Origin of the sequence: Alteromonas stellipolaris (assembly GCF_001562115.1) — a bacterium.
Taxonomy (GTDB): domain Bacteria; phylum Pseudomonadota; class Gammaproteobacteria; order Enterobacterales; family Alteromonadaceae; genus Alteromonas; species Alteromonas stellipolaris.
On sequence record NZ_CP013926.1, the window covers coordinates 3,916,158 to 3,930,846 of the forward strand.

7 protein-coding genes, 2 tRNA genes and 3 rRNA genes are annotated in these 14,689 nt (G+C 45.1%); 4 read left to right on the forward strand and 8 right to left on the reverse strand.

Annotated elements, in window-relative coordinates; translation table 11 throughout:
* Positions 1 to 1,011, reverse strand: a complete 1,011-nt coding sequence (locus AVL57_RS16580) for an MBL fold metallo-hydrolase (RefSeq protein WP_057789437.1) — start codon at positions 1,009 to 1,011, stop codon at positions 1 to 3.
* A gap of 231 nt (positions 1,012 to 1,242) precedes the next feature.
* Here AVL57_RS16580 and AVL57_RS16585 point away from each other — a divergent pair, with 231 nt between their 5' ends.
* Both AVL57_RS16585 and AVL57_RS16590 read left to right on the forward strand, forming a co-directional pair.
* Positions 1,243 to 3,612 carry a DNA polymerase II gene (locus AVL57_RS16585; RefSeq protein WP_082604814.1) on the forward strand — a complete coding sequence of 790 codons (2,370 nt, stop codon included), beginning with the start codon at positions 1,243 to 1,245 and terminating at the stop codon, positions 3,610 to 3,612.
* Positions 3,613 to 3,853: 241 nt separating this feature from the next.
* Positions 3,854 to 4,453, forward strand: a complete 600-nt coding sequence (locus AVL57_RS16590; RefSeq protein ID WP_057789435.1) for an EF-hand domain-containing protein — start codon at positions 3,854 to 3,856, stop codon at positions 4,451 to 4,453.
* A 590-nt stretch (positions 4,454 to 5,043) separates the two neighbouring features.
* Here AVL57_RS16590 and rrf read toward each other — a convergent pair.
* The 5 genes from rrf to AVL57_RS16615 all read right to left on the reverse strand — a co-directional run bounded on the left by rrf (position 5,044) and on the right by AVL57_RS16615 (position 10,702).
* A 5S ribosomal RNA gene (gene rrf, locus AVL57_RS16595) occupies positions 5,044 to 5,159 on the reverse strand.
* Positions 5,160 to 5,328: 169 nt separating this feature from the next.
* Positions 5,329 to 8,322: ribosomal RNA gene (locus AVL57_RS16600) — 23S ribosomal RNA — on the reverse strand.
* A 593-nt stretch (positions 8,323 to 8,915) separates the two neighbouring features.
* A tRNA-Ile gene (locus tag AVL57_RS16605) sits at positions 8,916 to 8,992 on the reverse strand.
* A gap of 4 nt (positions 8,993 to 8,996) precedes the next feature.
* Positions 8,997 to 9,072: transfer RNA gene (locus AVL57_RS16610), tRNA-Ala, on the reverse strand.
* Between the two features lie 97 nt (positions 9,073 to 9,169).
* Positions 9,170 to 10,702: ribosomal RNA gene (locus AVL57_RS16615) — 16S ribosomal RNA — on the reverse strand.
* The 16S, 23S and 5S rRNA genes sit together here with 2 tRNA genes alongside, the layout of an rRNA operon.
* Before the next feature lie 251 nt (positions 10,703 to 10,953).
* Here AVL57_RS16615 and AVL57_RS16620 point away from each other — a divergent pair.
* Positions 10,954 to 11,418 (forward strand): RNA recognition motif domain-containing protein, encoded by a 465-nt coding sequence (locus tag AVL57_RS16620; protein WP_057789431.1) that lies wholly within the window; start codon positions 10,954 to 10,956, stop codon positions 11,416 to 11,418.
* A 37-nt stretch (positions 11,419 to 11,455) separates the two neighbouring features.
* Here AVL57_RS16620 and AVL57_RS16625 read toward each other — a convergent pair whose 3' ends face one another.
* A complete protein-coding gene (locus AVL57_RS16625; protein ID WP_057795900.1) occupies positions 11,456 to 12,733 on the reverse strand; it encodes a DUF5610 domain-containing protein in 1,278 nt (425 codons plus the stop codon).
* Positions 12,734 to 12,890: 157 nt separating this feature from the next.
* Here AVL57_RS16625 and trmA point away from each other — a divergent pair, with 157 nt between their 5' ends.
* The gene (gene trmA / locus AVL57_RS16630) at positions 12,891 to 13,985 is read left to right on the forward strand and encodes a tRNA (uridine(54)-C5)-methyltransferase TrmA (RefSeq protein ID WP_057789430.1); all 1,095 of its coding nucleotides are present in this window, start codon (positions 12,891 to 12,893) and stop codon (positions 13,983 to 13,985) included.
* A 64-nt stretch (positions 13,986 to 14,049) separates the two neighbouring features.
* On the opposite strand, the gene fabR is transcribed toward trmA, so the two are convergent.
* Positions 14,050 to 14,670, reverse strand: coding sequence for an HTH-type transcriptional repressor FabR (gene fabR, locus AVL57_RS16635; protein ID WP_057789428.1), 621 nt, complete (start codon positions 14,668 to 14,670; stop codon positions 14,050 to 14,052).
* Positions 14,671 to 14,689 lie beyond the last annotated feature (19 nt).

Sequence of the window (14,689 nt, forward strand, 5' to 3'; positions counted from 1 at the left end):
CTATTGTTGCGCCCCATATAAATAAATTCCGTCATCAGATAAATGTCGCGTTATTTTTCCATGAGACAAGAGGTAGTTTAAGTGGGACACACACTCAGCTACGGCAAACACGACATTTCTACCACTCAGTTCCCGTTTAAATAAAACGGGCAACAACTCGACCACCGTCTGAGGTTTACTGCAAGCCTCCACAAGCGCATTTAAATGACCATGGTGATGTTCAATAAGCTCATTCACTCGGTCTTTTACACCAACAAAAGGTTGTCGGTGTGCGGGTAACACCAAGGTTTTTTCCGGTAAATCAGTGAAAGGCAGTAGCGTAGACAAATAATCTTGAAGCGTATTGCCCTCAGGCTCCGTTGAATATACGCCTATATTGGGTGTTATCTGCGGCAGTATATGGTCGCCAGCTAACAGTATTCCAAGTTCTTTAGAATATAGGCATACGTGTTCTGGTGAATGCCCTCTGCCGATCATCACTTCCCATGAGTTACCCTTAAGCGTAAGCACATCACTTTGCTTTAACCGTCTATAGCTGATAGGAATTGGCGATACAACATTGCTGTAACCTTTGTTGCCTGACATGAGCGAAGTTACGTCATCTGGCTGTAAACCGACACGATGATAATATTGCTCATCCCGCCATGCTGAGGTGTCGCTTTTCCCCCCTGTGAATGCGCGCGCAGTAAAATACTCAACCTGCGACATGTATAGAGGCACTTTGAATTGGTCGGCTATCCAACCGGCTAAACCCACGTGGTCAGGATGCAAATGCGTAACTAAAACCGCTGAAATGGGTTTATCCAATGCGGCAAAAATCTCATTCCACAATGTCTTTGTTGTGCTCGTACCGAGCCCAGTATCAATAACCACCCAGCCATCATCATCTTCAACAAGGTAGAGATTTATATGGTCGAGTTCGAAAGGCAGTGGCATACGAAGCCAAAGTACACCTTTCACTATCTCTGTCCATTCACCTGGAGACGGTTGCTCAATTGCTGGGTAATGCATACATCTTCACCTTTTCGCTGGTATACTTAGTTCTATAACGATAGGTAGGCAAAAACAAACGTATCTGTTTGATAATCAACTATAGCGTTAAGTAATATCACCGCTTTTCCTAGCGATAGCGAGAGTTAGCGAGCAATAGTGAACAATTTACCTCTCTCATCTTAAGTAAAGAATATCGACTGCTCTGTACCATGCGTCCTTCATTATTTCACCAACGAAAATTGACTTGCCGTGATTAGAAAAGGTTACATTCTAAGTAAACACACTCATGTTAAACATGCGAACAGTAAGCATAAAGGTGCTTGTGTTGAAGTGTGGGTGTCTACCGATGATGGTCCAGTATGTCTTCAAAGCGCTATGCAGAAACCCTCATGTTTTGTGGCTACCGAAAACACGAAAAATATATTGGAAAAGGCAAAGCGAGAAGGTATTGAGGTTGAAGTCTCCTCAGACAGTTTCTTTACCCTTGAGCAAGTGGAAGTAGACACCCTTAAAACCACGTCTGACTCCTACATGCACCAATTAAGACAGCTTGCCAAAAGTTTACACATCACTTTGTATGAAGCTGATATAAGACTTGCCGATAGGTATTTGATGGAGCGGTTTATATACGGTTCGTTGGAGTTTGTTGCTCCTGACGAAAACGCAACATTAATACCTGATGCGCGAATTAGGCCCGCAATCTACACGCCAAATCTTTACTCGATTAGCATCGATATTGAGTGCGATGAAAATGAAAACCTATTCAGTATAGCGCTAGCTTCTAGCGACGTTAACGAAGTGATGTTGGTTTCTGCGTCCACTCACCCCAAGACGCTAGATGTTCCAGACACATTTTCACTGAGCCTGTTTTCTACTGAATCAGCGCTACTTACTGCATTTGCAAAGCGTATACGCGATATTGATCCAGACGTTATCTTAGGCTGGAACGTCAAACAATTTGATATGGCCGTGCTTGCAAGGAGAGCAAAAAAACAAGGCGTCAAATTTACAATAGGCAGAGAAAAACGAGAAGCCTTCGTAAGGGATTGGGATGGCCAAACTATCGTGGATATACCCGGTCGCAGTATTGTAGATGGCATTGAAGCGCTAAAGACTATGACCTATCAATTTGACTCTTTCTCTTTAGACAATGTTGCACAGCAATTACTGGGTGATAAAAAGCTCATACAGAGTGAAGACAAGCTTGCAGCAATTAAAGCCTTGTATTACGAAGACCCCTCTTCGCTCGCCAGCTATAACCACAAAGACTGTGTATTGGTAAATGAGATTGCTGCAAAAACCCGATTTATCGAATTTCTCATTTTGAGAGGCACCTTAACAGGGCTCGATTTAGGAAGGCCCGGAGGGTCAGTCGCTGCATTTCTAAATGTGTATTTACCAAAGTTACACCGACAAGGTTACATAAGTGGTGTACGCCCGGAACACGGCGGGTTGGCTAGCCCAGGTGGCTATGTAATGAATTCACAGCCTGGCCTGTACTCTGATGTACTCGTACTCGACTTTAAGAGCCTATACCCATCAATTATTCGCACGTTTAAGATTGACCCTATGGGGCTTGCCGAAGGCCTTAAAGATCCAAGCAGTGCCATCGAGGGGTTCAAAGGAGCTATGTTCAGTCGTGACAATCATTTTTTGCCCGATATTATAGACAACCTATGGCGCCAAAGAGACGAAGCAAAAAAACAAAACGATGCGCCACGATCTCAGGCTATAAAAATCTTAATGAACTCCTTTTACGGTGTATTAGGCAGTGGCGGATGCCCCTTTTATGACCCAAGGTTAGCAAGCTCTATTACTCTGCGTGGGCATGAAATAATGCAAACTACTGCAAAATGGATAGAAGAAGCAGGGTTCTCAGTTATCTATGGCGATACAGACTCTACCTTTGTACACGTGAATAACAACACATCGTTAGGCACGCCTAATGAAACGGGACAGTCCCTAGCAAACACTATTAATCATAAGTGGCAACGCAAGCTTCGAGAAGACTATGATATAGACTGCCATTTGGACATTGAATTTGAGACCCATTTTGAAACCTTTTTTATGCCCACAATTAGAGGCTCTGCATTAGGTAGCAAGAAGCGATATGCAGGTTTAAAGCAAACTGGCGACAAAAAAGAGCTGGTTTTTAAAGGGTTGGAAAACGTACGTTCAGACTGGACCGAATTAGCTAAATACTTTCAGTATGAATTGTATCGACGGGTTTTCGAAAAAGCCCCTGTATCTGATTTTATTAAACAAACTGTAGATAATATTCGCCACGGGAAAGAAGACGCCAGACTCGTATATGCAAAACGATTAAGGAAGCCATTAAGTGACTACATCAAATCTTTGCCTCCTCATGTAAAAGCCGCGCGCCTCGCAGATGATATTAATCGTAAAACGGGCCAACGATTACGTTACCAACACAATACAACCATACGCTATGTTATGACGGTACAAGGCCCTCAAACTACCGAGCACCAGATGGCACCGCTTGATTACGACCATTACATTGAAAAGCAAATCATGCCCATAGCGGACAGTATACTTCCTCTCATCAACCTATCTTTTTCTGAACTAACTAACGAACAATTATCGTTATTTCCTAACTAAGGTACTGACGCCTGAGCATTCACATCATGAATACCCTTTTTTATGTGATTTGCCTGAATATATTTCAAAGCTTTGTTGCAAATTAACAAGAATGAAAAACACCCGCCACTAATATTTATCAATTAAATATATATAATTCAATTACTTACTGCAGCGGCACAATCAATGAATGAGTTAATGTGAGTATTTTGTTCCTTGCTCTAACCGAGCAAAGTGTTAATCACTACAAAAGGAGAATGTGATGAAAAAGCTTACACTATCACTTGTTATAGGCGCAGTAATGTCAACGACCGCAGTTGCTGGAGACATCCAAGGTGGTCATAACTCAAATATTAGCGCAGATTTTTCTACTCTCGATAATGATGGAAATGGACACATCACCAAAACAGAATTGAAAGAAGCAAACTCTAGTAAATTCTTCAAAAAAATGGATGCAGATGGTAATGATAAAGTGTCCCGGTCAGAGTTTGATAAATACGTAAAAAATAACCCTAGTATGTTTTCTGGAGATACTGTGACAAAGGTTAAATCAAGTGGCACTACCGATGCAGTGCTAACCCGGAAAATGACTACATCAACATCTCAGTCCATGAATGAGCCTATGATAACTGGTACCGGTACGACTATGGAAAAAGGTAAAGAGGCGTTGGGTAAAGAGATGTCTAGTGAAATGAAGGCTGAAGTTACTGCTAAATTTAAAAAAGCAGACCGTAATAATGACGGTAAGCTCTCAATGATGGAAGTTGAGAAGGCTGGCATTAATGGCGATTTTAGTGAAATGGATAAAGACGATAACCAACTACTAACCAAAATGGAATTTCGTCAGCATTTAGCACACTAACTGATAATAGTCGCCTAGTTTAAGCCCCGCCCCTGCGGGGCTTTTTATTGCCTGTTCACTTTCTTACAAGCATAAAAAAAGGCTATCCGTTAGGATAGGCTTCGTTGTGAAGCAATCGTTGTGAAGCAATCGTTGTGAAGCAATCGTTGTGAAGCAATCGTTGTGAAGCAATCGTTGTGAAGCAATCGTTGTGAAGCAATTTCTTCGAATGGGATTGCTTCACAACGAACTATGGCAGTGTGGAGGGCCACCCCGTGCTAACTCTGGCAACCATTTCATGGCTTGCACGTTGTCCCATGGGGCTGGGCCACACTAGCTGGGCCACACTGGCTGGGCCGGTCACCGGAACCCCGCACTATCCCCACGCCAGTTACTGGCCGCCGAGTCTCGGCATGCGCTAATACGTTTCACTTCAGAGTTCGGTGGCTCATATACCACTGGGTGCAGAATCATGATGCTTTTTTGGAATGAGCGCGCAAGGAGGACCTGCAGTACGCTCAGTTTTTTACTACGGCGTAACTGCTAATATTATTTTCTATTAGACATAAAAAAAGCCCTTATCATACGATAAGGGCTTTCTTCGAATGGGAGCTTGGCAGTGTGCTACTCTCACATGGGGAAACCCCACACTACCATCGCCGCTAATACGTTTCACTTCTGAGTTCGGAATGGGATCAGGTGGTACCGTATCGCTATGGCTGCCAAGCAAAAACTTTTGCAAACGTTAGTTTGCGTAATACCGACTTATTTAGTCCATATTACTTTAATAATTAACAATTTAGGAATTCTGATATTCACGTAATCAATCTTTTGAGCACTGAGTACTACTACTCTCGTTGCTTTAATCAGCTTTGTCTTACAACACTCAAGATATAAAGCCTCTGCCTCTCGGGCAATTAGTACAGGTTAGCTTAACGCCTTACAACGCTTCCACATCCTGCCTATCAACGTCATCGTCTATAACAACCCTTCCGGACTTTAAAAGTCAGGGATGACTCATCTTTGGGCCGGCTTCCCGCTTAGATGCTTTCAGCGGTTATCCGTTCCGAACGTAGCTACCGGGCAATGCCATTGGCATGACAACCCGAACACCAGCGGTTCGTCCACTCCGGTCCTCTCGTACTAGGAGCAGCTCCCATCAATCATCCAACGCCCACACCAGATAGGGACCGAACTGTCTCACGACGTTCTAAACCCAGCTCGCGTACCACTTTAAATGGCGAACAGCCATACCCTTGGGACCGACTTCAGCCCCAGGATGTGATGAGCCGACATCGAGGTGCCAAACACCGCCGTCGATATGAACTCTTGGGCGGTATCAGCCTGTTATCCCCGGAGTACCTTTTATCCGTTGAGCGATGGCCCTTCCATACAGAACCACCGGATCACTATGACCTACTTTCGTACCTGCTCGACGTGTCTGTCTCGCAGTTAAGCTAGCTTATGCCATTGCACTAACCTCACGATGTCCGACCGTGATTAGCTAACCTTCGTGCTCCTCCGTTACTATTTGGGAGGAGACCGCCCCAGTCAAACTACCCACCAGACACTGTCCATAATCCCGATAAGGGACCAATGTTAGAACATCAAACATACAAGGGTGGTATTTCAAGGACGGCTCCACACAATCTAGCGACTGTGCTTCGAAGCCTCCCACCTATCCTACACATGTAGGTTCAATGTTCAGTGCCAAGCTGTAGTAAAGGTTCACGGGGTCTTTCCGTCTAGGTGCGGGTACACAGCATCTTCACTGCGATTTCAATTTCACTGAGTCTCGGGTGGAGACAGCGTGGCCATGGTTACACCATTCGTGCAGGTCGGAACTTACCCGACAAGGAATTTCGCTACCTTAGGACCGTTATAGTTACGGCCGCCGTTTACCGGGGCTTCGATCAAGAGCTTCTCCGAAGATAACCCCATCAATTAACCTTCCGGCACCGGGCAGGTGTCACACCCTATACGTCCTCTTGCGAGTTAGCAGAGTGCTGTGTTTTTAATAAACAGTCCCAGCCACCTGGTCACTGCGGCCCTCATCTGCTCAAGGAGCAAGTCCTATCACAAACAAGGGCGTACCTTCTCCCGAAGTTACGGTACAATTTTGCCGAGTTCCTTCACCCGAGTTCTCTCAAGCGCCTTAGTATTCTCTACCTGACCACCTGTGTCGGTTTGGGGTACGGTTTATATAATCATAAGTTTAGAAGCTTTTCCTGGAAGCAGGGCATCAACAACTTCACTACCGTAGTAGCTCGTCTCGCATCTCAGCTTTAAGCGTCCGGATTTACCTAAACACTCGGCCTACTTGCTTTCACTTGGACAACCAACGCCAAGCTTGCTTAGCCTTCTCCGTCCCTCCATCACTGATTATATAAGTACGGAAATATTAATCCGTTTCCCATCGACTACGCATTTCTGCCTCGCCTTAGGGGCCGACTTACCCTGCCCTGATTAGCATGGGACAGGAAACCTTGGTCTTCCGGCGTGGGAGTTTTTCACTCCCATTATCGTTACTCATGTCAGCATTCGCACTTGTGATATGTCCAGCAGACTTCTCAATCCACCTTCATCCACTTACACAACGCTCCCCTACCATACGTGTAAACACGTATCCGCAGCTTCGGTATATTGCTTAGCCCCGTTACATCTTCCGCGCAGGCCGACTCGACTAGTGAGCTATTACGCTTTCTTTAAAGGGTGGCTGCTTCTAAGCCAACCTCCTAGCTGTCTATGCCTTCCCACATCGTTTCCCACTTAGCAATATTTTGGGACCTTAGCTGGCGGTCTGGGTTGTTTCCCTCTTCACGACGGACGTTAGCACCCGCCGTGTGTCTCCCGGATAGTTCTCATTGGTATTCGGAGTTTGCAAAGGGTTGGTAAGTCGGGATGACCCCCTAGCCTTAACAGTGCTCTACCCCCAATGGAATTCGTCCGAGGCTCTACCTAAATAGATTTCGGGGAGAACCAGCTATCTCCCGGTTTGATTGGCCTTTCACCCCCAGCCACAAGTCATCCCCTAACTTTTCAACGTTAGTGGGTTCGGTCCTCCAGTTGATGTTACTCAACCTTCAACCTGCCCATGGCTAGATCACCGGGTTTCGGGTCTATACCTAGCAACTAAACGCGCAGTTAACACTCGCTTTCGCTACGGCTCCGCTATTCGCTTAACCTTGCTACTAAATATAAGTCGCTGACCCATTATACAAAAGGTACGCAGTCACCCCATCACTAAGCACCCTGCTTGATTTTTGGCGGTTTACCGTTGGCTGCTTCGCAGGTCAACGTTACGCGCTTATCAAACGGTTGCACTTTGTGAGTCACATCACTAAAGGCACTTAGTGATGGGGCTCCCACTGCTTGTACGTATACGGTTTCAGGTTCTATTTCACTCCCCTCACAGGGGTTCTTTTCGCCTTTCCCTCACGGTACTGGTTCACTATCGGTCAGTTAGGAGTATTTAGCCTTGGAGGATGGTCCCCCCATATTCAGTCAAGATAACACGTGTCCCGACCTACTCGATTTCACAAAAACAAACACTTCGTGTACAGGGCTATCACCTTGTATCGCGCCACTTCCCAGAGGCTTCCACTACGTTCATAATTGCTTAAGGGCTAATCCCCGTTCGCTCGCCGCTACTAGGGGAATCTCGGTTGATTTCTTTTCCTAAGGGTACTTAGATGTTTCAGTTCCCCTCGTTCGCCTCGTTACACTATATATTCATGTAACGATACCTATAAATAGGTGGGTTTCCCCATTCGGACATCTGTGGCTCAAATGCATTTTGTCGGCTCACCACAGCTTTTCGCAGACTTACACGTCCTTCATCGCCTCTAACTGCCAAGGCATCCACCGTATACGCTTAGTCCCCAAATGGCCTTCGTTAACACTTCCTATTCTTCCTAAATTTTCCTCGTTCGCTCAGTTACATACTAAAAGTATGTGCCTTCGCTTACGCGTCGATTTAGTCGACTAGAAACTGTTACCTCGCCCATTGCGCTAATACACACCGAAGTGATATTAAAACAATGATTGAGCGAAGAGCTCTCCCGCCTTTTGAAATCAGGACTGGATGAGATCTAACTCAGTTGTATGCATGACAAGCTAATCGTGAAATTGCCTTGCTATCAAATTAAGATTGATAACAAGCAATTCAAGTCAAGTAGAGTAGTAAGTACGTCTTTCGTTTGATTGATTTACTAATTAAATATCAGCTTTCCAAATTGTTAAAGAACGTTGGATATTTCATGCTAAAAGCATTACTTTCTTCCTTAGAGTAAAAAACCCTAATCAATGCTTACTCATTCGAGTAAAAATTCATTAGGATTCATGGTCCAACATGACACAAAAACAAGCTTTCTAAGTTGATTCATAACTACCGCTAACTTTAGCGAGTAGAAAAACCGTCAGGAAGCTCCGCTTCCGGTTAAGCGGATTTTTTACGACCACTTGCAAAGCAAGTGAAGGTAAATGGTAGGCTTGGGCAGACTTGAACTGCCGACCTCACCCTTATCAGGGGTGCGCTCTAACCAGCTGAGCTACAAGCCTGTAGTGGTGGAGCTAAGCAGGATCGAACTGCTGACCTCCTGCGTGCAAGGCAGGCGCTCTCCCAGCTGAGCTATAGCCCCATTTTCTGTATAACTACAAAAAACTTCGTGTCGTTCTTCATTTAATAACAAAACAATCTGTGTAGGCACTACACTAACAATGTCACCATCGACATGGTAAGGAGGTGATCCAACCCCAGGTTCCCCTAGGGTTACCTTGTTACGACTTCACCCCAGTCATGAAACACAAAGTGGTAATCGTTCTCCCGAAGGTTAAACTAACTACTTCTTTTGCATCCCACTCCCATGGTGTGACGGGCGGTGTGTACAAGGCCCGGGAACGTATTCACCGCAGTATTCTGACCTGCGATTACTAGCGATTCCGACTTCATGGAGTCGAGTTGCAGACTCCAATCCGGACTACGACATACTTTAAGGGGTCCGCTCCACATCACTGTCTCGCATCCCTCTGTATATGCCATTGTAGCACGTGTGTAGCCCTACACGTAAGGGCCATGATGACTTGACGTCGTCCCCACCTTCCTCCGGTTTGTCACCGGCAGTCTCCTTAGAGTGCCCAACTAAATGCTGGCAACTAAGGACAAGGGTTGCGCTCGTTGCGGGACTTAACCCAACATCTCACGACACGAGCTGACGACAGCCATGCAGCACCTGTGTTTGAGTTCCCGAAGGCACGAAACCATCTCTGGTAACTTCTCAACATGTCAAGTGTAGGTAAGGTTCTTCGCGTTGCATCGAATTAAACCACATGCTCCACCGCTTGTGCGGGCCCCCGTCAATTCATTTGAGTTTTAACCTTGCGGCCGTACTCCCCAGGCGGTCTACTTATCGCGTTAGCTTCGCTACTCACGACTTAAAGTCACAAACAGCTAGTAGACAGCGTTTACGGTGTGGACTACCAGGGTATCTAATCCTGTTCGCTACCCACACTTTCGCACATGAGCGTCAGTCTTTGGCCAGGGAGTCGCCTTCGCCACTGATGTTCCTCCAGATATCTACGCATTTCACCGCTACACCTGGAATTCCACTCCCCTCTCCAAGACTCTAGTCTGCCAGTTCTAAATGACCGTCCCAGGTTGAGCCCGGGGCTTTCACATCTAGCTTAACAAACCGCCTGCGTGCGCTTTACGCCCAGTAATTCCGATTAACGCTCGCACCCTCCGTATTACCGCGGCTGCTGGCACGGAGTTAGCCGGTGCTTCTTCTGTTGTTAACGTCACGGCTAGCAGGTATTAACTACTAACTTTTCCTCACAACTGAAAGTGCTTTACAACCCGAAGGCCTTCTTCACACACGCGGCATGGCTGCATCAGGGTTTCCCCCATTGTGCAATATTCCCCACTGCTGCCTCCCGTAGGAGTCTGGGCCGTGTCTCAGTCCCAGTGTGGCTGATCTTCCTCTCAGAACAGCTAGAGATCGTTGCCTTGGTGAGCCTTTACCTCACCAACTAGCTAATCTCACTTGGGCCTCTCTTTGCGCCGGAGCCGAAGCCCCGTTTGGTCCGAAGACATTATGCGGTATTAGCAGTCGTTTCCAACTGTTATCCCCCTCGCAAAGGCAAGTTCCCAAGCATTACTCACCCGTCCGCCACTCGACATCATCTAGCAAGCTAGACATGTTTCCGTTCGACTTGCATGTGTTAGGCCTGCCGCCAGCGTTCAATCTGAGCCATGATCAAACTCTTCAATTAAATAAATATATCGAATATGAATCGTCGTTGTGTGACACTCTTAATGAGTGCCCACACAGATTGTCTTGTTATAAATTGTTAAAGAACTATCGTGCAAAAATCATAATGCGAAGCATTCTGTTTTTGCGCAAGGAGGACTAACACTACATATAGTTGCTTAGACTTCCTCACCTCACCCGAACGGCCGTTGCCTTTTCGATGAGCGCTTCTCTTCGAAGCGGATGCGCATTCTACGCGTTTCGTTTTCGTATATGAAAGTAGGCTTTATTCAATGCACTGTTATTAGTGCTATCTTTGCAATCGCAGGATATCTGTTGTTTTCATCAGCTAGTATAGAAGCGCACGTTCCGTTAACGGTTTCAGCGTCTTTATTAATAAGCGGTATTTTAACGCCGTGGCTAGCTTCACTCCTTAACAATTCACCCTCTGAAACAGCTGCGCCCTCCACCAGCAGCACAACCACTGAAACACTCTATGTGGGTAATCTACCGTATCGTGCAAACGAATCTGCGGTTAAAGAGTATTTTGGTAGTTTTGTCGAAGTGCAATCTGTCCGACTCATGAAGGATAGAAAAACTGGCAAGCGAAAAGGTTATGGCTTTATTGAAGTGATAACGAGCGACCTTGACCCAGTAATAGCGAAGACTAACGACTCAGTGTTCCAAGAGCGAACATTAAAAGTTAGGCCAGCTAAAGATAAAGTAGAACAAGCATAAATTAAAAAACCTGGGCATGACCCAGGTTTTTTTTACTTTATTCTGAAGCCACTTGCTGTGGCATCGCGTTCAATAAGTTTTGGTTAAACGTATGGAAGCGATTTATAGCCGATACTAAATCTGGTATTTGTACATCTTTCATTTCACTAATAATACCTGCAAGCAATGTGTTGTAATCATCGCCAGAGCCTAATGTATTCTCAGCATTTCCAAATGTAGACATCATCTTTTCTAGATACTGTGCTATTGGGCTTACAACATTACCGTATTGGTTTTCCGCTTCACCTTCTTCACTATAATGCTTAACGTTCTCATAAGCCTTTACCATTTCGGTTTGTGTAGTACGGTTTAACTGCAACGCATACCCAACTAACTCTTTATCATCGAAACCTAAATTCAATGCTTGTTCGAACGCCTTATCCATATCGCCGCTATAGAAGGTATCAGCTAAATCTTGTGCTTCACCCACAAGGTTTGCAATAGCTGTCATTTCATCTTCGTCTATTTCACCCTTTAACGAAAAGCTAATGCCACTTCGTTCAAAGTATTCATATTGAGATGACTGCTGCGCCACAACTGAACCTGTATTCGAACTAGATTCTTCAGTATCGTCATTTGCGGGTATATACAGCGAAGCCTGACTCGCAGCGCTAAATTGTCTGATACTTTCAAAGCTAAGGTTTACTTCATCCCCATCTTTGGTTCGAATAAGCAAACTACCTGATTTAGCATCAGATGCAGATACCGCGTTAAGCTCGCTCACACTCACTGGATTAGGATTGAAGATATTCTGTTCCAGATCATTGATGCCGCCGTCTATCATTTCGCGACTACGCGTAACACCTTCTTCAATCTCATCATTCATAAAGCCAGCGAGATCCTTTTCAGCCATAGCGAATCCACGACTTACCCCTTCACGGGCCTGACCAAACAACCCTTTCAGGGTATCGTCATCCGCACCTCCATCAGCCGCACCTTGAATGACACCGGTCACGAACCCAAGTACATTACGTGCGACTTTCTCGAAATCGAATAAACTTTTATTTTCTTCGCCGTCACCTGACTGTTTGCTTTCATTCGGGCGCTTGCCATCAACAACCACATTCTGACTTAAGCTACCACTGAAGACCTTTAAGCCAATACTGGTTTGCGTGCTATTCACGGTGACCGTCGCTGAATGCTGCTTGGTAAACTCGGCAGCTTGTTGTAAGCCTTCCTGTTGAAGCTGCTTCTTTATAGCTTCATTCGGGTGAACCGATGCCTTTTCATCCACTTTCTGGTCGCCCATGAAAGCCTTAATTTGACTCACGTTCATAATTTGATCCTCACTATCCTCAATCAAGTTATCGGCACCAATCACGTATTGTTTAATTTTAATACTAAATTTTTGCTTCTGTGAGTTTTATCCGTTGCACATATAATATAAGGCACTACAATTCGCAGCCTTATTTAAATGATGTTCGGAGAACCACATGACAACCACCACTGCAAAAGACTATCAAGCTCAACTCGATGAGAAAGTGGATCGGTTAGGTACTCTCCTTGCGCCGTTTAACGCCCCTACCCTGTCGGTGTATCCGTCTAAACCTGAAAACTACCGCATGCGAGCTGAATTTCGCGTATGGCATGACGGTGACGATCTTTATCACATCATGTTCGATCAGGGTTCTAAAGAGAAATACCGCGTAGATACATTTCCACCAGCAAGTGAAACCATCAACAATGCAATGCAGCAGTTAATAGAATATTTAAAGCCAAATGAACTGCTGCGCAAAAAACTTTTCCAAATTGATTATTTAACTGGGCTATCCGGCGAACTGGTTATTAGCCTTCTTTATCACAAGCCACTTGATGATGAATGGGAAGCGCAAGCTGAACTACTTCGCACCTTTTTAGCTACGCAATTTACCGCGGTAAGTATTATTGGGCGGGCTAGAAAGCAAAAACGCATTGTGGGTAACGATTTTATTATAGAACGTCTACCTATTAATGGCCGTGAATTTGAATTCAAACATATCGAAAATAGCTTTACTCAACCTAATGCAGAAGTGAATTGCAGCATGATTGAGTGGTCACTTGAATGCTCTGCTCCCCTAACCGGCGATTTACTCGAAATGTATTGTGGTGCAGGGAACTTCTCAATGCCATTGGCAGTTCATTTTGACAACGTGATAGGAACCGAAATAGCAAAGCCCTCGGTACAAGCAGCGCAATATAATATTGCGGCAAACCACTTAGATAACGTGAAAATTGTGAGACTATCGGCTGAAGAGTTTACTGAAGCAATGAACGGGGAAAGAAGCTTCTCTCGTTTAGAAGGTATCAACTTAACTGAATACAATTTTACTACTGTATTGGTCGACCCTCCTCGGGCAGGGTTAGACGTAGATTCATTAAAGATGATTCAAGGGTACGATAATATTATCTATATTTCTTGTAACCCTGAAACCTTAGCTGAAAACTTAGGCCTGCTTTGTGAAACTCACGAAGTAGCAAATGCGGCGCTGTTCGATCAATTCCCTTTCACCCACCATATAGAAGCAGGTGTGTTACTCACCAAAAAGTAATGCTCTGTATATTGTGAATGTCGCATATTGTCAATAAATCGGCAGCACACTTAGGCTTTAAAGCTTAAGATGCGTCGGAAGATATCTCTGATGAAAGCTTCGACATTGCGCCCAATTGCACGAAACGTAATTGGGCTTTAACCCTTTCGCCAATTTCCATCTTCAACTTAGTATCAGCTTCTAGTGCTTCTGCCCCTGCACTAAATACCAACCTAACCATAGCATCCGCTTGGAGCTGCGCAATGTTGTACTCTACGCTTTGCTGCTCGATGATGTAATCGGTTAGCTCTTCAATAAAATGCTGAATTTCGCGAAAGACCGCCATTCGGTATGCAGCTGATGTGCCTGTATGTTCCCGCAACAATAATCGAAATACATTTTTGTTTGCAGAAATGAACTCCATGAAGGTTTCAACTGACGTGTGGATTACCCCGCCACCTGAAGCAATTCGACGGCGAGCTTGGCGCATTAATTGACGAAGGGCTAACCCAGCTTCATCCACCAGTGTTAATCCTAATTCATCCATGTCTTTAAAGTGTCGGTAGAAAGACGTTGGTGCAATGCCAGCTTCTCGTGCTACTTCACGTAAGCTAATAGCAGACAAACTGCGGTTTTCATCCAGTAATAGGAATGCCGCATGAATGATATTTTGGCGGGTTTTAAGCTTTTGTTCCTGACGAGTCACAATAATACCAGTTTGTTAG

Excerpts from the sequence above, each read along its gene's own strand:
- AVL57_RS16580 (WP_057789437.1), bottom strand. The coding sequence starts at position 1,011 with ATGCATTACCCAGCAATTGAGCAACCGTCTCCAGGTGAATGGACAGAG.
- trmA (WP_057789430.1), top strand. The coding sequence starts at position 12,891 with ATGACAACCACCACTGCAAAAGACTATCAAGCTCAACTCGATGAGAAA.
- AVL57_RS16625 (WP_057795900.1), bottom strand. The coding sequence starts at position 12,733 with ATGAACGTGAGTCAAATTAAGGCTTTCATGGGCGACCAGAAAGTGGAT.
- AVL57_RS16590 (WP_057789435.1), top strand. The coding sequence starts at position 3,854 with ATGAAAAAGCTTACACTATCACTTGTTATAGGCGCAGTAATGTCAACG.
- AVL57_RS16620 (WP_057789431.1), top strand. The coding sequence starts at position 10,954 with ATGAAAGTAGGCTTTATTCAATGCACTGTTATTAGTGCTATCTTTGCA.